The sequence below is a fragment of the Nocardia sp. CDC153 genome (genome assembly GCF_035818515.1).
Lineage (GTDB): Bacteria > Actinomycetota > Actinomycetes > Mycobacteriales > Mycobacteriaceae > Nocardia.
In genome coordinates this window covers 226,483-245,403 of the sequence record NZ_JAYKYU010000007.1, presented here as the reverse complement: position 1 = coordinate 245,403, position 18,921 = coordinate 226,483, and the positions used below count along the sequence as shown (strand labels likewise).

General features: G+C 68.5%; 15 protein-coding genes. 8 read left to right on the top strand and 7 right to left on the bottom strand.

The features are described from left to right. Positions 1-6 precede the first annotated feature (6 nt). Both VMT65_RS34320 and VMT65_RS34315 read right to left on the bottom strand, forming a co-directional pair. Entirely contained in the window at positions 7-651 is a 645-nt protein-coding gene (locus VMT65_RS34320) for a class I SAM-dependent methyltransferase (RefSeq protein ID WP_326312831.1), read from the bottom strand. A gap of 62 nt (positions 652-713) precedes the next feature. After that, on the bottom strand, positions 714-1,634 hold the full coding sequence (locus tag VMT65_RS34315; RefSeq protein WP_326312830.1) for a LysR family transcriptional regulator: 921 nt from the start codon (positions 1,632-1,634) through the stop codon (positions 714-716). Between the two features lie 249 nt (positions 1,635-1,883). Between VMT65_RS34315 and VMT65_RS34310 the strand changes: the two genes are divergently transcribed. Beyond that, complete coding sequence (locus VMT65_RS34310) at positions 1,884-3,377, top strand: threonine/serine ThrE exporter family protein (protein WP_326312829.1); 1,494 nt, start codon at positions 1,884-1,886, stop codon at positions 3,375-3,377. On the opposite strand, the gene VMT65_RS34305 is transcribed toward VMT65_RS34310, so the two are convergent. Beyond that, positions 3,323-3,949, bottom strand: a complete 627-nt coding sequence (locus VMT65_RS34305) for a GDSL-type esterase/lipase family protein (RefSeq protein ID WP_326312828.1) — start codon at positions 3,947-3,949, stop codon at positions 3,323-3,325. The two genes, VMT65_RS34310 and VMT65_RS34305, sit on opposite strands and share 55 nt — an antisense overlap. Positions 3,950-4,175: 226 nt before the next feature. Here VMT65_RS34305 and VMT65_RS34300 point away from each other — a divergent pair, with 226 nt between their 5' ends. Continuing rightward, positions 4,176-6,629 carry a lysylphosphatidylglycerol synthase domain-containing protein gene (locus VMT65_RS34300; RefSeq protein WP_326312827.1) on the top strand — a complete coding sequence of 818 codons (2,454 nt, stop codon included), beginning with the start codon at positions 4,176-4,178 and terminating at the stop codon, positions 6,627-6,629. Between the two features lie 12 nt (positions 6,630-6,641). Here VMT65_RS34300 and fadD5 read toward each other — a convergent pair whose 3' ends face one another. After that, entirely contained in the window at positions 6,642-8,207 is a 1,566-nt protein-coding gene (gene fadD5 / locus VMT65_RS34295; RefSeq protein ID WP_326312826.1) for a fatty-acid--CoA ligase FadD5, read from the bottom strand. Between the two features lie 182 nt (positions 8,208-8,389). Between fadD5 and VMT65_RS34290 the strand changes: the two genes are divergently transcribed. The 4 genes from VMT65_RS34290 to VMT65_RS34275 all read left to right on the top strand — a co-directional run bounded on the left by VMT65_RS34290 (position 8,390) and on the right by VMT65_RS34275 (position 13,768). Further along, entirely contained in the window at positions 8,390-9,364 is a 975-nt protein-coding gene (locus tag VMT65_RS34290; RefSeq protein WP_326312825.1) for an NAD(P)H-dependent flavin oxidoreductase, read from the top strand. A gap of 143 nt (positions 9,365-9,507) precedes the next feature. Then, entirely contained in the window at positions 9,508-9,681 is a 174-nt protein-coding gene (locus tag VMT65_RS34285; RefSeq protein ID WP_326312824.1) for a type II toxin-antitoxin system VapB family antitoxin, read from the top strand. A 169-nt stretch (positions 9,682-9,850) separates the two neighbouring features. Further along, positions 9,851-12,544, top strand: a complete 2,694-nt coding sequence (locus VMT65_RS34280; protein WP_326312823.1) for an acyltransferase domain-containing protein — start codon at positions 9,851-9,853, stop codon at positions 12,542-12,544. 60 nt (positions 12,545-12,604) lie between these two features. Further along, complete coding sequence (locus tag VMT65_RS34275; RefSeq protein ID WP_326312822.1) at positions 12,605-13,768, top strand: cation:proton antiporter; 1,164 nt, start codon at positions 12,605-12,607, stop codon at positions 13,766-13,768. Here VMT65_RS34275 and VMT65_RS34270 read toward each other — a convergent pair whose 3' ends face one another. From VMT65_RS34270 to VMT65_RS34260, 3 genes are all read right to left on the bottom strand, one after another. Next, on the bottom strand, positions 13,769-14,149 hold the full coding sequence (locus tag VMT65_RS34270; protein ID WP_326312977.1) for an RNA-binding S4 domain-containing protein: 381 nt from the start codon (positions 14,147-14,149) through the stop codon (positions 13,769-13,771). Positions 14,150-14,237: 88 nt separating this feature from the next. Next, positions 14,238-14,846 carry a C40 family peptidase gene (locus VMT65_RS34265; RefSeq protein WP_326312821.1) on the bottom strand — a complete coding sequence of 203 codons (609 nt, stop codon included), beginning with the start codon at positions 14,844-14,846 and terminating at the stop codon, positions 14,238-14,240. Between the two features lie 283 nt (positions 14,847-15,129). Continuing rightward, positions 15,130-15,381, bottom strand: a complete 252-nt coding sequence (locus VMT65_RS34260) for a hypothetical protein (protein WP_326312820.1) — start codon at positions 15,379-15,381, stop codon at positions 15,130-15,132. A 165-nt stretch (positions 15,382-15,546) separates the two neighbouring features. Between VMT65_RS34260 and VMT65_RS34255 the strand changes: the two genes are divergently transcribed. Together VMT65_RS34255 and VMT65_RS34250 are read left to right on the top strand one after the other, a co-directional pair. After that, a complete protein-coding gene (locus tag VMT65_RS34255) occupies positions 15,547-16,731 on the top strand; it encodes an AAA family ATPase (RefSeq protein ID WP_326312819.1) in 1,185 nt (394 codons plus the stop codon). 179 nt (positions 16,732-16,910) lie between these two features. Continuing rightward, positions 16,911-18,866, top strand: a complete 1,956-nt coding sequence (locus tag VMT65_RS34250) for an acyl-CoA dehydrogenase family protein (RefSeq protein ID WP_326312976.1) — start codon at positions 16,911-16,913, stop codon at positions 18,864-18,866. Positions 18,867-18,921: the final 55 nt, after the last annotated feature.

The window sequence follows — 18,921 nt, the reverse complement described above, 5'->3', positions numbered from 1 at the left end:
ACCCGCTCAGTGCCGCGGCAGCATCTGGGTGACCCGCCACAGCCGTCGCGGCAGCTCGCCCTCCTCGAACGAATGCCGTTCGCGCAGTTCCCATCCCGTCGCCAGGATGTCGACCAGATCCGGGGAGAAGAAGTGCACCGCGAACCCGCCGTGCTCGTAGATGTCGTCACCGAGCGCCTTACCGGTGCCGTAGTGCGCGTCCTCGGTGGTGCGGACGGTGTACACGAAGGCACCGCCGGGCTTGAGCACCCGGCGGATCTCGCCGACCAGATCGCGAATCTCCTGGGTGCTCAGATTCATGCACAGCAGCATGTGCGCGTACACCGCGTCCACACTGCGGTACGGCAGCGGAATGGGCTGGCGGACATCGTGTTCCACCGTGCGAATGCCGTCGCCGAGCCCGGCCGCGTCGGCCCGCTCGCGCAGCTGCGCCAGCCCGATCGCGCTGAAGTCCGAGGCCGTGACCCGAAACCCCTGGCGAGCCAGGTAGATCGCGTCGCGCCCGTGACCCGCGCCCAACTCCAGCACGTCGACGGCCCCGGTCTCGCGGAAGACCTCGGCCGCGTACACGGCCGCCGCCGACGGCCGCTCACCGTACATGCCCGGATGCGCGCTGTAGGTGCGCTGCCAGTGCTCGTGCTGGTCGCTCATGCACCCATCATGTCCGACCGCGCGGCCCCCTCCGGGCGAACTCGGCGGGTGCGCCGTCGAACTCAGGAGGTGCGGCGTCCGTCCGCGCCGTGCTGGCCGCCCATGATGTCCGAACAGCAGCGAATGAAGTAGCGCATGACCGGATCCGCCTCGGAGGCGTCGGGCCACACCACCGCCACCCGGGTCGGGCCGATGCCGTGCACCGGCCGGAACACCACGCCGGGATACTCGGTACGCGCGGTCGAGGCCGGGGTGAAGCTCACGCCGAACCCATTGGCGATGGCGCGCAACCACTCCTCGGTATTGCGGGCGATGGCCCCGATGATGGCGGTATCGGCGGGCCGGGCGTCCAGACCCATCCAATAGTCGCGCCACCAGCCGGTTTCCGCGGGCGAGGCGACATAGGGCTCGTCCCACAGCTCCCGGAAGGCGATATCGTCGCGATCGGCGAGCGGATGATCCTGCGGCAGCGCGATCCAGCGCGGTTCGGCGAACAGCTCCCGCAGGTGATATTCCTCCTGACCCGGAAAGGGCAGGCGCAGCAGGGCCACATCCACATCGCCCTCGTCCAGCCCGGCCGTCGGATCGGTCCAGCCCCCGGTGTGGATATCGACCTGCCAGTCCGGGTGCAGGCGGTGGAAGACCCGGATGATCTCCGGGATGTGCGCGTCGGCCGCGCTGTTCACACAGCCCAGCCGCAGCACCCGGGAGGCGCGGCTGGCGTCGCTCTTGGTGTCGCGCAGTATCCGGTCCCAGGACGCCAGCAACGCCGGGACCTGTTCGGCCAGCACCTTTCCCGCCGCGGTCAGGGTCCAGCCCGCCCGCGACCGAATGAACAGCTCCACTCCCAGTTGCTGTTCCAGCTGTTTGATCTGGGTCGCCAGCGCGGGCTGCGCGACGTGCAGTCGCGTCGCCGCCCGCGGCAGGTTCTCCGCATCCGCGACTGCCAGGAAGTAACGCAGCAGTCGCGTGTCGATATCCATGCCACCAGGTTAGGAACAGGGCAACCGGTAGGCATACCCCATGGCCTGGAAGACGGGATTCCAGCAGGATGCTATCGGCAGTTCTCGTACCCGGCGGTTCGAGTCGCGGGCGGGCGACGTCGAAAAGCCCTTGCCGCTCCGGCCCGCCCGCCCCACTGCGCGCTAGGGTGCTTTGTGTTGCGAAATATTTGCCAGCGGAGGCGATGAGTCACGAGCGAACCTCGGGCGCACCATCCACAGCACCGGCGGGTGTCACGCGGCCGGGGCCCGGTGTCCCGCACCCTCTACGGGGCCACCCGGCGGGCCGCGGGATCCATGGACCGCTGGCTGAAAAGGGTCGGCAGCGAGACCGCCGCGCCGCCCGACCAAGCGCCGGAGCCACTGGAACCGCCGGTCTCCCAGGATCTGCTGGACCTGCTGCGGCATTTGGGCGTGGCGCTGATTCGCTCCGGTGAGACCACCGGGCGCGTGCAGGACATCCTCGACGATCTGGCCCACCGCTACGACGTGGACGAGGTGCACTTCTTCGTGCTGCCCACGGGAGTGTTCGTGCGCGTACAGGATTCGCGCGGCTCGGCGGTGGATCTGCTCGAGGCCGCCTCCGACACCCTGCGCCTGGATCAGATCGCCTCGCTGTATCAACTGATCGACCGGATCAAGAAGGAAGTGCCGCCGCCGTCCGAGGCGACCGCCGCGCTGGTGGAGATCCTCGCCTCACCGCAGCCCACCCCGGTGTGGCGGCTGCTACTGGGCAATGTGGTGTTGACCGTCGGGCTGGGCCTCATGCTCAACCCGACCTCCACCGCACTGCTCGGCTATATCGTGCTGGGCCTGGTGGTGCAGGTGCTGATCATGGCCGCCGACCGGTTCCGGCTGCTCTCGACCGGCCTGCCGGTGGTCGCGGGCGCGGTGGTCACGTTGCTGTCCTTCGGTTTTCCCAACGCGCTCGGCGGCGGCAATCCCTCCCAGCTGCTGGTGCCGTCGGTGTCGAGCCTGCTGCCGGGATCGGCGCTGACCAACGGCTCCATCGAATTGGCCACCGGCAGCATGGTGGCCGGGGCCAGCCGCACCATCTACGGCTTCAACAAACTGCTCCTGCTGGCCTTCGGCATCCTCATCGGTCTCCAGCTGCTGGGCACACTCACCCCCGCCACGCCGCCGCACTCGGGCGGATTGGGTTGGTGGACACCGGCTCTCGGTGTGCTGCTGATCGGACTGGGGCACAGCTGGCGGGCGAGCGCGCCGAAGAAGTCACTGGGCTGGCTGTTGATCGTGCTCTACGCGGCCTTCTGCGGCCAGCAGCTGGGCCAGCAGTTGCACGGCGGTGGACTGCTCGGCTCGTTCCTGGGCGGCATGATCGCGGTGCCGGTGGCCTATCTGGTGCAGCGCAGCAAGGACGCCCCGCCGACGCAGGTGGTGTTCCTGCCCGCCTTCTGGATGCTGGTGCCCGGCGGCATGGGACTGACCGGGGTCTCGGAGCTGGTCACCAAGAACGACCCCAATGGTCTGCACGTGGTGGTGAACGCGGTGCTCACCGTGTTGGCCATCGCCATGGGCGTGCTCGTCGGGTCCGGCCTGGTGGCCTCGACCCGACGGCCGCGGTTGGAGAACATGGTCGAGGGCTGGCTCGGACCCGACACCGGCCGCCACGCCGCGATCAATATCGAATCCGCGGTCGAGGCGGAATCTCAGCGCACCACAGGCAGTTCCGAGCCGGGATCGGCGAGCCAGAGCAGCCAGTGAGGCGCGAGCAGCGCCGCGAACTCGTCGTAGCCCGCCGCACCCGGGTGGTAGCCGTCACCGGCGGCGACGTCCTGCATCCAGATCTGGTTCTCGCGCAACGGCTGATGCGTGCGCAGGTACGGCACCTTGGCCTCCTCGCAGAGGTCGGCGAAGCGGGCGTCCAGGTCCACGATCCGGGCATTGTGCTCGGCGTCCACATTCGGCGGCGGCGCGACCACCATTGCCTGCCAGCCCTTTTCCCGCACCCGGCGCAGCATGTCGGCCAGATTGCGCACCGAGTCCTCGACCTCGACGCGGGGGCGGCCGTCCTCGAACTGGGTGTCGTTGACGCCGGTGGAGATCACCACCCGGCAGTCCGCCCCCTGCGGTAGCCGCGGCGCGCACTCGGCCTCCCAGCGCGCGGCCAACTCGGTGCTGTTCTCCCGGCGAACACCGAGGTTGTAATAGGTGAGCGGCTGGCCCGCGGCGATCGCTCTGACGGCCAGCCGCCCCGCCCAGCCCAGGCATTTCTGGTCACCGACCCCCGCGACGAACGATTCCCCCACGAAGCAAACACGAAGATCGAGCACCACGTTCCGATCCTCGCACGCCGGTCACGGGAAAGTTCAAGGCTCGTAATAAGCAGGAAAAACCGATATCTGGGTTCGGCGTGCCGGTGGGCGGAACGTCGATCGCGCCCCCGACGGGTTACGGTTACCGGCGTGTTGGGTGGCCGGTGACGGCATCGCCTGCCGCATACTCACACCAGCCGACCATGGGACCGAAGCCGTTCCCACGATCCGAAAGCGCGAATAGGACATGCGAGTCGACGGGCGGGAGATTCCCGTCTCCGGCAGCCTGCTGCAGCCGCGGATCCGCCGGACCACCGACATTCTGCGCGTTGTGCTGTCCGCGTTGGCCGTGGCCATCGTCATCGCCGGGTCGCTGATCACCCGGCCGCAGTGGGAGCAGTTGGAGCGCTCGGTCTCCAATATCGTCGGGTTCCTCACCCCGGAACAGTCCAACCTGGTCTACATCGTCTACGGCATCGCGATCCTGGCCCTGCCCTTCGCCATCCTGGTGCGGCTGGTGCTGCAGCGGCAGTGGAAACTGCTGGCGGGCTTCCTCTTCGCGGGACTCATCGCGCTCGGGCTGTTCTCCATCACCGGCACCGGGTTCTCCGCACCGCGCTGGCATCTGTCGGAACCGCAGCAGGTCAACACCTTTCTGTCGCAGTTCCTCGACGATCCGCGCTGGATCGCCATGCTGGCCGCGGTGCTCACGGTGGCCAGCCCGTGGCTGCCCGCGCGCTGGCGACGCTGGTGGTGGACGCTGCTGCTGGCCTTCGTGCCGATCCACCTGTTCGTCTCGCTGGTGGTGCCCGCCCGCGCCGCGCTGGGTCTGGTGGTGGGCTGGCTGGTCGGCGCGGTGATCGTGCTGGTGGTCGGCACGCCCGCGCTGGAGGTGCCGCTCGGCGCGGCGGTGCGGGTGCTGGCCCAGCGCGGTTTCCGGGTGACCGCGTTCAAGGTGGTGCGCCCGGCCGCCCGTGGGCCGCTGGTGATTTCGGCCAGCACGGTGCCGCAGCCGGAGCTCGCCGCCTCCCCGAACACGCCCTCCTCGGCGGGCACCGAGCCCGCACCCGGCGAATCCCGTGCGCCCGACAACGCCCTGATCCTCGAGCTGTACGGAGCCAATCAGCGCAGCCGCGGCATGCTGCAGCAGCTGAAGCGTCGGCTCACGCTGCGCAGCGGCGAGTATCCGGCCTCCTTCGCGTCCATGCGGCGCGCCGTCGAGCATCGGGCGCTGATGGGTTTCGCCATCGCCGATCTCGGCCTGGCCAGCAACAAGCCGCTCACGGTGGCGGAGCTGGACCGCGGCTGGATGGTGTACGCGCACACCGTGCCCCAGGGCCGGCCGCTGGCCGCCGCCGACGGGGAGCAGACGCTCACCCGGGTGTGGCGGGCGCTGCACCGCATGCATCAGGCCCAGATCTCCCACGGCGATCTGCGCACCGACGAGATCCGGGTGCTCGACGACGAGACCGTGCTGTTCGAGGGCTTCGTACAATCCGAATTCGGCGCGTACAAGGTGCGTTTCGACTCCGACGTGGCGCAGTTGCTGCTGTCCTCGGCCGCCGTGTTCGGGGTGGAGACGGCGGTGCGCACCGCACTGGACGTCCTCGACAAGCAGGCGGTCCTGGACGCCTCGGCCCGGCTCACCCGCACCGCCATGCCCGCGCATCTGCGCAAGGCGGTGCCCGACGCCGGCGAGCTCATGAAGCGGCTGCGCGAGGAGGTCACCGACCAGACCGGGCAGGACAAGATCGCGGCCGCGCAGGTGACCCGGTTCTCGCGCAATCAGATCATCCAGCTGGTGCTGCTCATCGGCCTGGTGTACGTGGCCTACCCGTACATCAGCCAGGTGCCGACCTTCTTCAGCGAGCTGAACAAACTGCACTGGGGCTGGGCGACGCTCGGGCTGGCGGTGTCGGCGCTGACGTACGTGGGTGCCGCGATGGCGTTGTGGGCGTGCGCCTCCGAGGCCGTGAAGTTCCGCAATCTGCTGCTCATGCAGATCGCCAACACCTTCGCCGCGACCACCACGCCCGCAGGGGTGGGCGGTCTGGCGTTGAGTGTGCGGTTCCTGCAGAAGGGCGGGCTGGGCGCGGTGCGCGCCACCGCGGCCGTCGCCCTGCAGCAGACCGTGCAGGTGATCACCCACGTGATCCTGCTGCTGATCTTCGGCGCGCTGGCCGGAACCTCCACCAACCTCTCGCATTTCGTGCCCAACGCCACCGTGCTCTATCTGGTGGCGGGCGCGCTGTTCGGGGTGCTGGGGGTGACCATGTTCGTGCCCACGGTCCGGCGCTGGCTGCTCCACGAGGTGCGTCCGCAGTTGGCCGATGTGCTGGGCCAGCTGAAGGATCTGGGCCGCAAGCCCTGGCGGCTGGCCATGATCGTCGGCGGCTGCGCCACCACCACCCTCGGCATGGCGCTGGCGCTGTGGGCCAGCATCGAAGCCTTCGGCGGCAGTACGACTTTCGTGACCGTCACCATCGTCACCATGATCGGCGGCACCCTGGCCTCGGCCGCACCCACCCCCGGCGGCGTCGGCGCGGTGGAGGCCGCCCTCATCGGTGGCTTGGCCGCCTTCGGTGTCTCGGCGGAGATCGCGGTCCCCGCCGTGCTGCTCTACCGGGTGCTGACCTGCTGGCTCCCGGTCTTCTGCGGCTGGCCGATCATGCGCTGGCTGACCGCGCGCGACATGATTTGAAAATCGCCGCGGCTAGGCCGAATACTGCTTGCGCAGTTCGTTCTTCACGACCTTGCCGCTGGCATTACGGGGCAGCTCCGGCACGATCACCAGGTGCTTGGGGTGCTTGTAGCGGGCCAGGGATTCATTGAGGAACGGGGTCAGCTCCTCGAGGGTGAGCTCGTCGACGCCCTCGACCAGCGCGACGACCGCGACCGGCACCTCGCCCCACTTCTCGTGCGGGCGGCCGACCACCGAGGCCTCGTGAATCTTGGGGTGGGCGAAGAGCACGTTCTCCACCTCGGCGCAGTAGATGTTCTCGCCGCCGGAGATGATCATGTCCTTCTTGCGGTCCACCACGTAGACGAAGCCCTCCTCGTCGCGGCGGACCAGATCCCCGGAGTGGAACCAGCCGCCGTGGAAGGCCTCGGCGGTGGCCTCGGGCTTGTTCCAGTAGCCCTGCATGAGAGTCGGTCCGCGATAGACGATCTCGCCGACCTCGCCGGGGGCGACATCGTTCATCTCGTCGTCGACGACGCGGGCCTGAATGGTCGGGATGGGCAGACCCACCGAACCGATCTTGCGCAGCGCGTCCTTGCCCTCCAAAACGCAGGTGATGGGCGACATCTCGGTCTGCCCGAAGACGGCCACGTTGAAGGCGTTCGGGAAGCAGTCGGCCATGGCCCGCAGCACGGTGTCCGAGGCGGGGGCCGCGCCCCAGCACAGCGCCTGCAGCGCCAGCTTGCGCTGCTTGACCGTCGGCTCCTCGCAGATGAGCTGCCACTGCACCGGCACGCAGAAGGCGGCGGTGGCCTGCTCCTTCTCGACCTCGTCGAGGAACTCGGTGGCATTGAACGCGCCCAGGGGATGCAGCACGGTCTTGCCCCCGAGCAGGAAATACGGGGTGAGACTGCCCAATCCGGCGATGTGGAACAGCGGTGAGGTGCAGAAGCCGATGGAGTCGGGGGTGATCTCCATGGCGCGGATACAGGTCAGCGCCTGCGCGTTCATGTTCGCGTGGGTGAGCACCGCGCCCTTGGGGCTGCCGGTGGTGCCCGAGGTGTACATGATCAGGCAGGGTGTTTCCTCCGGAATGTCCAGCGGCGCATGGGGTTCGCCGGGTTCGGCCAGGAAATCCTCGTAGCCGATCACGCCCTCGCCGGTCTGTCCGTTGATCACGACCACCGTCGACAGTTCCGGCGCCTGCCCCGCCACACCCACGGCCAGCGGCTGCAGAATCGCGTCGGTGACAATGGCTTTCGCGCCCGAATCGGACACGATGTAGGCCACCTCGGGCGGGGTGAGCCGGAAGTTCACCGGCACCGCGATCGCGCCCAGGGCATTGATGCCCATGACCGCCTCGATGTACTCGGTGTAGTTCAGCGCCAGGATGAGCACACGATCGCCGAACCCGACCCCTCGACGGGACAGCGCGTCGGCGAAGCGCTCCGACCGCTCGTGCAGTTGCTTCCAGGTGGTGTCCACGCCCTTGAACTTGAAGGCCACGTGGTCGGGCCGCATCACCGCGTGGGTCGCGATCTGGTTCACCCAGTGATTGCGACGCGAGCGGATCGGCTCGTCGAGCGGCTGGAAGGTCATGCGGTGTCCTTTCACGCTGATCGCTCGTGAGAATATCGCTTAACTTTCTACCGTGACAAGGGTTACAGACCAGGGAATCTTGTCGTAGTGACTGCAAACTCCGACTCACATCGGGGTTGTCGGCCCATATGCAACTATGCGAGTATCGGGGCAATCGTGAGAGGCAGGAGAGGACAGCGCCAATGGCACTGAAGACACGGTTCACCGAGACCTTCGGGGTGGAACACCCCATCGTGCAGGGCGGCATGATGTGGGTCGGCCGCGCCGAACTGGCCGCCGCCGTCTCCGAGGCGGGCGGCCTCGGCATCATCACCGCGCTCACCCAGCCCACCCCCGATGATCTGCGCCGCGAGATCGACCGCGCGCGCGAACTCACCGACAAGCCCTTCGGCGTGAACGTCACCATCCTGCCGTCGATCAACCCGCCGCCGTACCAGGAGTACGTGCAGGCCATCATCGAATCCGGCGTGAAGATCGTGGAGACCGCCGGATCCAATCCGGAGCCCTTCCTGCCGTACTACAAGGAAGCCGGAATCAAGGTGCTGCACAAGTGCACCAGCGTGCGGCACGCGCTCAAGGCGCAGAAGATCGGCGTGGACGGCGTGTCCATCGACGGCTTCGAATGCGCGGGCCACCCGGGCGAGGACGATGTGCCGGGCCTGATCCTGATTCCGGCCGCCACCAAGGCCCTCGACATTCCGGTCATCGCCTCCGGCGGCATCGCCGACGCCCGCGGTCTGGTCGCGGCGCTGGCGCTGGGCGCGGACGGCGTGAACATGGGCACCCGCTTCATGTGCACGCAGGAGTCGGCCATTCACCAGACGGTCAAGGAGCAGATCGTCGCCAACTCCGAGCGGGCCACGCAGCTCATCTTCCGCACCATGCACAACACCGCGCGGGTGGCCGACAACGAGATCAGCCGCAAGGTCGTCGAGATCGAGAAGGCGGGCGGCAAGTTCGAGGACGTGCGGGATCTGGTCGCCGGTGCGCGCGGCCGCCGCGTGTTCGAGGAGGGCGATCTGGACGCGGGCATCTGGTCGGCCGGTCAGGTGCAGGGCCTCATCGACGACATTCCGACCTGCGGCGAACTGGTCTCCCGCATGGTGGCCGAGGCCGAGGCGTTGATCGGCCAGCGGCTCGCGAGCATGATCGGATAAAACCGGCCAAAGGCCGTACGTCCCAGACAATTACGACAGCAGCCCCCGGTTCCGCGCCGGGGGCTCTGGTCATTTCGACTATCACCGCCTGCGGGATCCGTCATGCTTTTCAGTACACGACGGATGCGGCGGAGGTGCCTGAAATGGCAATCACTCGAATCTATCTCGACGACGACGCGCTGCGCCGGACCATGGCCATCTCGGGTGTGTACACCGAGCAGGACGCGGTGAATCTAGCCCTGCGGTTCTTCAGCACCCACGCCACGGCCGAGGATTTCGACCATCCCTTTCAGGCGCGGGAGGCCACGGCCTCGTAATCATGGGCCAAAGCCCTGCTGAGCATCATGGGCCAAAGCCCTTCTGAGCGCGGCGAAATCTTGGCAGAATCGCCGGAGGTACCTCGGCGGCCGACAGCGCGCGGACACGGGAGGGCTTCCTGTGCGGCAGAGTACGAGAGCATCGACCGATTCCACCCCTTTCCCACGGGTGTCGATCGTTGGCGTCGGCTGCCGGGCCACCGGCCTGGACTTCGACCACGAATGGTTCGGCATGGACCGGCTCGAGGCCGCCGGGCTCACCCCGCGCCAGCGCACCAATCTCGAGGTCGCCGTGGAGGCCCTCGACGATTCGGGTCTGGGTTGCCTGGCGCGGGGATCGCACGCCGCGGTCATCTTCGGCGCGATCGGCGGCACCAATAGCGCCCACCACCTGTCCAAGGCCCTGGACCTGCGCGGGCCCAGCCTGACCGTGGACAGCCAGCGCGCGTCACCACTGGTCGCGGTCGATATGGGAGTCCGCCTGCTCGCCGACGAATCGGTGCCGTTCGTGCTCGCGGGTGGAGTGGATCTCGCTCTGCTACCGGACATTTCGGACCTTCGCATTCCCTTGCCGCGTGGCGAGACCCCCGGAGCGAGCACCGGCATCTGCACCGTCCTGGTGCTCCAGCGCACCGCCGACGCCCTCCGCTCACGCACTCGCCGCTACGCCGAAATCGGCGGCCCCGCACTGGGTTTCCCGGAGGCGGGCAGCCTCGACGCCCACATCGCCCTGGACGACCCGGACCACGCGAACGGAAACCGCGCCCTCGACCGCGGCGACGAGCCCCCCATCCTCATCCCCGTCACCGGCCGCGACCCGCTCACTGTCCACCACCTCGCGCTGCGCTGGGCCGTGGCCGCGGGTTCGTATCGCTCCGTGCGCGAATTCGCTGCCGCCACCGCACGATTGGTCCCCGAGCCCACCCGCGCCGCCGTTCTCGCCCGCGATCCGGCCGAGGCCGCGACCCAGCTGCGCACGCTGGCCCGCCGGATCGCCGCCACCACCCCCGCACCGGGCCGCCTGCCCACACCGCCCCTCGTGGCGACCGACGGAGTATTCGACCCGAAACAGGCACAACCCGAAGGTGGCCTGCTGCTCCTGTTCTCCGGGAGCGGCGGCCATCCGCGCATGGGTCGCGCCCTCGCGGCCCGATACCCGGTCTTCGCAACCGCGTTGACCCGAGCCGTCGACGCCGTCGTCGCGGCCGATGGCCCGCGCGTCTGGACGCCTCGCCACGGATTCAACCGGTCGGCGTCGGCACCCAGGCCGGGTGATCCGAACGATCTGAATTCCTGCCGCAGGCCACGTATTTCCGGCATCTCCGGGGGCGATCCCGGCACGGGTCCGGCCACGCTCGGATACGACGATGGCGCAGGCGAATTCGGTGGGGGTGAGGTGGTTTTCGAGCAGTCGGCCCTGTTCGTATTTCAGGTGGCACTGGCCGAATTGCTCGATTCGTGGGGGATTCGCGCGGACGCGGTCGCCGGACACGGGGTCGGCGAGATCGCCGCGGCGGTCGCTTGCGGAACGCTGTCACTGGATGACGGTGCTCGAGTGGCCGTGGCCCGGGCGCGGCTGGTGGAACGAGCCGGTCCGGGCGGAGCCGCTGCCACGCTGGAAGCGACGCGCGCGGAAGTGCTGCGGCTGGTCGAACCCATGCGCGCCGAGGTGGCGATAGCGGCGGTGGACGGACCGACCGCGATCACCGTATCCGGCGAGCCCCGCTATATCGATGCGCTCGTCCGCCGCGCCCACCGCCGGGCCATCTTCGCGCAACGCATCGCAGCCGACGCCATTCCCATACCGCCACATCTGCCGAGGATCCGGGCCCGATCCGGCGAATTGCTCAGCGTGCTGGGTGATCTCGCACCGGAAGCACCCTGGCGACCGCTGTATTCGACGGCTCGTCGCGGGCTGGTACTGCGGACGTCGGGGAACAGCGACGCGACGACCGACCTCGACACCTCGAGCCTCATACCCCGAGCGGCCGCTGCGAACAGGTGTGCTCCGCCGAATGCCCGGTTGGATGGTGAGTACTGGGCCGACAATGCTTCCGGCACTGTCGAATTGGCATCGGCCCTGGAGGCTGCCGCGTCGGACGGCCTCTCGATGGTGCTCGAAGTCGGGCCGCACCCGGTGCTGACACCTCGGCTGCGGGAGCGCGCACCGTTCCGGGAGGGCACGCAGGGCGTGCTGACGCGCGAGGACGAGGCGGGTAGCTTTCTGCGAACCATCGCGCGGCTGTATCTCGACGGGCGGGCGGTGGATTGGACCGCGCTCGGGGCGCATACGGCCGCGCCACCGCAAAGGCAATGGAGCAGAGGCGAATTCGGCGGCGAGACGCGGTGGAGCGGAGGTGGGACCACGGTCTATCCGCCCGGTGATCCGATGACCCCGGCCTTTCCCGCCGTGGAGATCCGGCCTGATGGCGCGTATGTGGTGGCGGGCGGGCTGGGGGTGCAGGGTGAGGCCGCGGTGCGGTGGCTGCTGGCGGCGGGGGCGCGGGATGTGGTGGTACTGACCGGAACACCGCGGCCGCTGCCGGGGTCGCTGGCGGGGATGGAGGATCGGATCGTCTTGATGCGCTGTGACTGCGCGGATCCCACCGATCTGGCCACGGCATTGCAGGATATTCGCGAGTGCGGGGCACCGATTCGGGGAATCGTGCACGCGTCCGGGGAGTCGCGGTTGGTGGCCGCGGCCAATCTGCTGGAGTTGACCGCGGCCGATCCGACCGATTTCACGGTGTTGTTGACCTCGGCGCTCGGATCGGAGGGGCCCGGGGCGGTGCGGGAATTGGCCGCGGCGCAGGCGGATCGGCGGGTGATCTGCGTGGAGTGGGAGGTCGGGCCCGCGGCCTGAGACCGCGTGTCGGTGGGCTACCGGTCGGTCGTGCGGGAATGATGACGCCATGGTGGCGCCGTGACCTTTCAAACCCTCACCCTCATTACCGTGATCGGGCTGGCCGGACCCTGGCTGGCCTGGCGGCAGTCCTGGCACCTGCCGGTCATCCTCGGCGAGCTGCTGGCCGGAATCGTGTTCGGGGCCACCGGTTTCGGACTGCTGCACCCGACCGATCCGACCTTCACCTTCCTCGCGGACGTCGGCTTCGCGGTGGTCATGTTCGTGGCGGGCACGCACGTACCGGTGCGCGACGCCTCGATTCGGTCGGCGCTGGGCCGGGGCGCGCTGCGCGCGGTACTGGTCGGCCTGCTGGCCGTGGTCGCGGGGCAGGGCATCGCGGTCTGGTTCGACACCGGGCACGGGCTGCTCTACGCGGTGCTGATCGCCTCCTCCTCGGCGGCCATCGTGCTGCCCATCATCGATTCGCAGGGGCTGAGCGGAAAACCGGTGCTGGAGTTGACCGCCCAGGTCGCCCTGGCCGACGCGGCGGCGGTGGTGGCGCTGCCGCTGGTGATCGATCCGGGCAATGCGGGTCGGGCCGCGCTGGGCGCGGTGCTGGTCGGCGGTGCGGCCGTGGCCGTGTACTACTTCCTGCGCTGGCTCGAGGACTCAGGCATCCGGCATCGGCTGCACCGGGTGTCCGAGGAGCGTGGCTTCGCGCTCGAGCTGCGGGTCAGCCTGGCGCTGCTGTTCGCCCTGGGCGCGCTCGCCACCCGCAGCCACGTGTCGATCATGTTGGCGGGCTTCGCCCTCGGCCTCGCGGTGGCGGCCGTCGGCGAGCCCCGCCGGGTCGCCAAACAGCTCTTCGCCCTCAGCGACGGCTTCCTGGCTCCCCTGTTCTTCGTCTGGCTCGGCGCGCGCCTGAACCTGCGCGAGTTCGGCGACCACCCCTATCTGATCCTGCTGGGCCTGATGCTCGGTGTGGCCGCGGTCCTCGCCCACGCGCTCATGCGCCTGCAGGGACAACCGATTCCGCTCGGGGCCATCGCCTCGGCCCAGATCGGCGTCCCGGTCGCGGCCGTCACCGTCGGTACCCAGCTGCACGTCCTGAAACCCGGCGAACCGGCGGCACTCATGCTCGGCGCATTGGTCACCATTGCCGCGGCCGCCTGGGGAGCGCGCACGGCCGCCACCACGCAATCGGGCGATTCGGGTGAGCGGCAGGGGAATTCGAAGAACTGATCAGTCCTGGTCGCGGCCGAGCAGTCGGTCGGTCTCGCGGCGCTCGCGCTTGGTCGGTCGGCCCGCACCGCGGTCCCGGCGCGGCATGAGGGCGGCGATCTGTGGATCGGGTGGGGGCGGGCTCTTGTCGATCATGCACTGCACGGCGACGGCCGCGCCGACCCGCTTGGTGATGAGCTGCTCGACGATGACGATGCGTTCCAAACCATTGACGCGAACGCGGATCTCGTCGCCGGGCTTCAGACTGTGCGCGGGCTTCACCGGTACGCCATTGACCCGAACATGTCCCGCGCGGCAGGCCGCGGCCGCCGCCGAGCGCGTCTTGAAAATGCGCACGGCCCAGGTCCAAGAATCAACTCGGGCCTGGGCCGTAGTGCTCAAAGGAGCGGAAGTCACAACGCAACAATACTGCGAATACCGGGGCGCAATTGCGCCACTTACGCTGTCGCTCGGGCGTGACGCATTCGCGTCAGGCCTGGATGCGGCGGGCGGTGACGACCTGGCTGGGGTGCAGGTTGGTGTAGGACACCGGGGTGCCGGTCTGCACGGCGTTCAGCAGCTTGCCGTCACCGGCGTAGATGCCGACGTGGCCGCCGCCGTTGGTGACGACGATATCGCCGGGCTGCAGGTCCTCGAAGGCGACCGGAGCGCCGACATTGGACTGCTCGAAGCTGGTGCGGGGCAGGTCGATTCCGGCCTGCTTGTAGGCCCACTGGACCAGGCCGGAGCAGTCGAAGGAGTAGGGACCGGTCGCGCCCCAGGAGTACTGGGCGCCGACCTTGGTCTCGGCGGCGTGCAGCGCGATGTCGCCGACGCTGGAGGGCTTGTTGAACAGGGACGGCAGCTGGAACTGCGGAGCCGGGGCGACCGCCGGGGCGCCGACCTGAGCGCCGCCGCCCAGTCCGCCCGGGGTCTGCAGCGCCGTCTCGGCGTCCTTGACCGTCTGGTTGAACTGCTGCACCTGAGGCGCGAAATCGTCCGGTACGTCGAAGTTTCCAATGCCGGGGATCTCGACGGTGGCGGCGGTGGCGGTGATCGCCGGGAACGCGCCGGTCGTCGTCGCGGCCATCGCACCCATGACGATGGCACCCTTCACGGAATTCGGAAGCCGAGATTCCCGCTGCAAGCTGTGCTTACCCACTGAGCCGCATCTCCGATCTTGCTGCTGTAACGTCGCGGGCTGCCTCTCCGATGAAGCAACAGACTCCGCTAAGTCACGAGAAGATTACGACTAGCCCCGCCGGTTGTCCACCCGACGGGAGGGGTGTGTCGCACCTTTTCCAAAACGCCCCGCTGAAGGGGCAATTCGGTGTATAGGGCCCCAGATCACGAGTTGGTATAGGTGATCGACTCGGCCGTTATCAACCCTTCGCCTCCACCACTCGCTCGAGCTCGGCGATCCGGCGGCGAGCGTCGGCGAGGTCCACCTCCAACTGCCCCAACGCCATCACCAGCGGACCCACCGCGAGGTCCGCCACCAACTGCGGATCGTCGTAGCCGCGCTCGATGGCCACCAGAATGTTGTTGCGGATGCGCGCGGCGACGATCGCCTCGGCGGGCACGTTCCAGGATTCGACCACCTCCGCGACGGTGGGTACGGCTTCTTCCGACATGAACCCTCCTGCGCTGGATCCCAACGAATCAGGCATAAGGGTAGAGATACCCGCGGACAGCACGGGCACTAACTCGATCACTGCCGTATGCCGATCGATAGCTGCGTCTAGCACCGTCGATAGATGCCCGGATAATCGGCGATTCCCGCGCTACGGTTGGGCGGCATGGACCCCGTCAGGAATCCCTACGCGCCCGGCGCGGGGCAGCGGCCACCCGAACTCGCGGGCCGCGACAAGCAACTCGACGCCTTCGACATCGTGCTGGAACGGGTCTCCCGGGGGCGTCCGGAACGCAGCGTCATGCTCACCGGGCTGCGCGGGGTCGGGAAGACCGTGCTGCTCAATCAGCTTCGCTCGGCCGCCCGCACGCGCGGCTGGGGCACCGGCAAGCTGGAGGCCCGCCCGGAGCAGGAACTGCGGCGACCGCTGGCCTCCGCGCTGCACATGGCGGTGCGCTCCATCGCTGTCGCGCACCGCAATCCGGAGCAGGTCGACGATTTCCTGGGGATTCTCAAGGCCTTCGCGCTGCGCTCCACCGCCGACAAGGGCATGCGCGACCGCTGGAATCCGGGCATCGACGTGCCCGCGGTGACCGGGCGGGCCGACTCCGGGGATATCGAGATCGATCTGGTGGAGCTGCTCATGGAGGCCGCGGCGCTGGTGCGCGATATCGGCATCGGCATCGCCATCTTCATCGACGAGATGCAGGATCTCGGGGCGGCCGACATCTCCGCGATCTGCGGGGCCTGCCACGAATTGAGCCAGGACGCCGCGCCTTTGATCGTGGTCGGGGCGGGGCTGCCGCATCTGCCCGCGGTGCTGTCGGCGTCCAAGAGCTATTCCGAGCGACTGTTCTCCTATCACCGCATCGACCGGCTGGATCGGGAGTCGGCGGATCAGGCCCTGATCGCGCCCGCCGAGCGGGAGCACGTGAAGTACAGCGAGGAGGCCCTGGACGCGCTCTACAAGAAGGCCGACGGCTACCCGTATTTCGTGCAGGCCTACGGCAAGGCGACCTGGGACGCGGCGGCGCAGAGCCCGATCAGTGCCGAGGATGTGGCGGTGGCCGCGCCCGCCGCCGAAGAGGAACTGGCGGTCGGTTTCTTTGGCTCCCGCTACGAACGGGCGACCCCGGCGGAGCGAGAATACATGCGCGCCATGGCCGATCTGTCCGGCGACGACGGCCCGGTGGCGACGTCGGCCGTCGCCACCGAACTCGGACGCAAACCGGCCTCGTTGTCCCCGGCCCGAGATGGGTTGATCAAGAAGGGCCTCATCTACTCCGCCGAGCGCGGCAGCATCGGTTTCACCGTCCCGCATTTCGGCCGATACCTGCGGAGTGTGCAGTAGCCCTTCTCGATTCCCCCTGTGCCCGCCGCCCGAAGGGCGGCGGGCACGAGTGCTGGAGAGTTGCTGACACTTCAAGATCATTGTCCGACAAGGGATTTCGATCTTTGCCGGCCCCTACCGGTGGGTAACAAAGGCTCCTACACTCGAATGTGATTCTCATCACGGTCGAGGAGGACATCATGGCGACTCACGCCAAAGTCGACGCCACCGAAGAACAAGCCCGGGCATTGGTCGAGGAGTCCCGCGAAACCACGTGGGCCAAGCCATCCTTCGCCAAGGAGATGTTCCTCGGACGGTTCCGGCTCGACCTCATCCATCCGTTCCCGCGCCCCGATGCCGCGGACGCCGCCAAGACCGAGGCCTATCTGAAGCGGCTGAGCGCGTTCTGCGAGACCATCGACGGCCAGCGCATCGAGGCCGAGGGCCGGATTCCGGACGAATACGTGCGCGGGCTGGCCGAACTCGGCTGCTTCGGGCTCAAGATTCCCGAGGAGTACGGCGGGGTCGGGCTGTCCCAGGTCGGCTACAACAAATCGCTCATGCTGGTCGGCTCCGCGCACGCCAGCCTCGGCGTGCTGCTCTCGGCGCACCAGTCCATCGGCGTCCCCGAGCCGCTCAAACTGGCGGGCACCCCGGAGCAGAAGCGAGAGTTCTTGCCGCGCTGCGCCAAAGGCGCGGTGAGCGCCTTCCTGCTGACCGAGCCCGACGTGGGTTCGGACCCGGCGCGCATGGCCTCCACCGCCACCCCCACCGCCGACGGCGAGGCCTACGAGATCAATGGCGTGAAGCTGTGGACCACCAATGGCGTGGTGGCCGAACTGCTCGTGGTGATGGCCCGCGTCCCCAAGAGCGAGGGGCACCGCGGCGGCATCTCCGCCTTCATCGTGGAGGCCGACAGCCCGGGCATCACCGTGGAGCGGCGCAATGCCTTCATGGGCCTGCGCGGCATCGAGAACGGCGTCACCCGCATGCACAATGTCCGTGTCCCCAAACGGAATCTGGTGGGACGCGAGGGTGACGGGCTCAAGATCGCGCTCACCACGCTGAACGCCGGACGCCTCGCGATTCCGGCCATGTGCACCGCCGCGGCCAAGTGGTCGCTGAAGATCGCGCGGGAATGGTCGGCCACCCGCGTGCAGTGGGGCCGCCCGGTCGGTGAGCACGCCGCGGTCGGCGCGAAGATCGCCTACATCGCCGCGACCACGTTCGCGCTGGAGTCGGTGCTGGACCTGTCGGCCACCATGTGCGACGAGAACCGCAACGACATTCGCATCGAGGCCGCCCTGGCCAAGCTGTGGGCCTCCGAGCAGGCCTGCGATATCGCCGACGAACTGGTGCAGATCCGCGGCGGGCGCGGTTACGAGACCGCCGCGTCCCTGCAGGCGCGCGGCGAAAGAGCGGTCGGGGCCGAGCAATTGGTGCGCGATCTGCGCATCAACCGCATCTTCGAGGGCTCCAGCGAGATCATGCGACTGCTCATCGCCCGTGAAATGGCCGATGCCCACATGGCCGCCGCGGGTGCGCTGGTCGATCGCAATGCCGAACTCAAGGACAAGGCCAAGGCGGCGGTCGGCGCGAGCGGCTTCTACGCCAAGTGGTTCCCGCAGTTGACCGTCGGCGCGGGCAGCGCCCCGGTGAGCTACGGCGAATTCGGGCCGCTCGCACGGCATATGCGCTTCGTCGAGCGGATGTCGCGCAAGCAGGCCCGCGCCCTCATGTACGGCATGGCCCGCTGGCAGGCCAAGCTCGAGTACAAGCAGGGCTTCCTGGGCCGCATCGTCGATATCGGCGCGGAGCTGTTCGCCATGGCCGCGGCCTGCGTGCGCGCCCAATCCCTGCGCGTGGCGGGCGATCCCGACGGCGTCGCCGCCGAGGAACTGGCCGATGTCTTCTGCCGCCAGGCCCGGCTGCGGGTGGAGAACCTCTTCAATGCCCTGTGGTCCAACACCGATGACGCCGGGACCGAGCTGGCCCGCGGCGTGCTCGACGGCCGCTATCGCTTCATCGAGGCGGGGGCGCTCGACCCGAGCGAGGGGACCGGGCCGTGGATCGCCGAATGGCAGTTCGGTCCCTCCAAGGAGGCGAATCTGCTGCGGCCGTTCCTGCCGTCCACCAGGACGGGGGCGGCGACCTAGCCGGAGCGGCGCAGGCCGAAACCGATCGCCATATGAATCTGCCTCTATCTAGCCA

What these genes read in the sequence shown, in the direction of transcription:
- VMT65_RS34320 (WP_326312831.1), bottom strand. Translation starts at nt 651, where the DNA reads ATGAGCGACCAGCACGAGCACTGGCAGCGCACCTACAGCGCGCATCCG.
- VMT65_RS34315 (WP_326312830.1), bottom strand. Translation starts at nt 1,634, where the DNA reads ATGGATATCGACACGCGACTGCTGCGTTACTTCCTGGCAGTCGCGGAT.
- VMT65_RS34300 (WP_326312827.1), top strand. Translation starts at nt 4,176, where the DNA reads ATGCGAGTCGACGGGCGGGAGATTCCCGTCTCCGGCAGCCTGCTGCAG.
- fadD5 (WP_326312826.1), bottom strand. Translation starts at nt 8,207, where the DNA reads ATGACCTTCCAGCCGCTCGACGAGCCGATCCGCTCGCGTCGCAATCAC.
- VMT65_RS34290 (WP_326312825.1), top strand. Translation starts at nt 8,390, where the DNA reads ATGGCACTGAAGACACGGTTCACCGAGACCTTCGGGGTGGAACACCCC.
- VMT65_RS34285 (WP_326312824.1), top strand. Translation starts at nt 9,508, where the DNA reads ATGGCAATCACTCGAATCTATCTCGACGACGACGCGCTGCGCCGGACC.
- VMT65_RS34265 (WP_326312821.1), bottom strand. Translation starts at nt 14,846, where the DNA reads ATGGGTGCGATGGCCGCGACGACGACCGGCGCGTTCCCGGCGATCACC.
- VMT65_RS34260 (WP_326312820.1), bottom strand. Translation starts at nt 15,381, where the DNA reads ATGTCGGAAGAAGCCGTACCCACCGTCGCGGAGGTGGTCGAATCCTGG.
- VMT65_RS34255 (WP_326312819.1), top strand. Translation starts at nt 15,547, where the DNA reads ATGGACCCCGTCAGGAATCCCTACGCGCCCGGCGCGGGGCAGCGGCCA.
- VMT65_RS34250 (WP_326312976.1), top strand. Translation starts at nt 16,911, where the DNA reads ATGGCGACTCACGCCAAAGTCGACGCCACCGAAGAACAAGCCCGGGCA.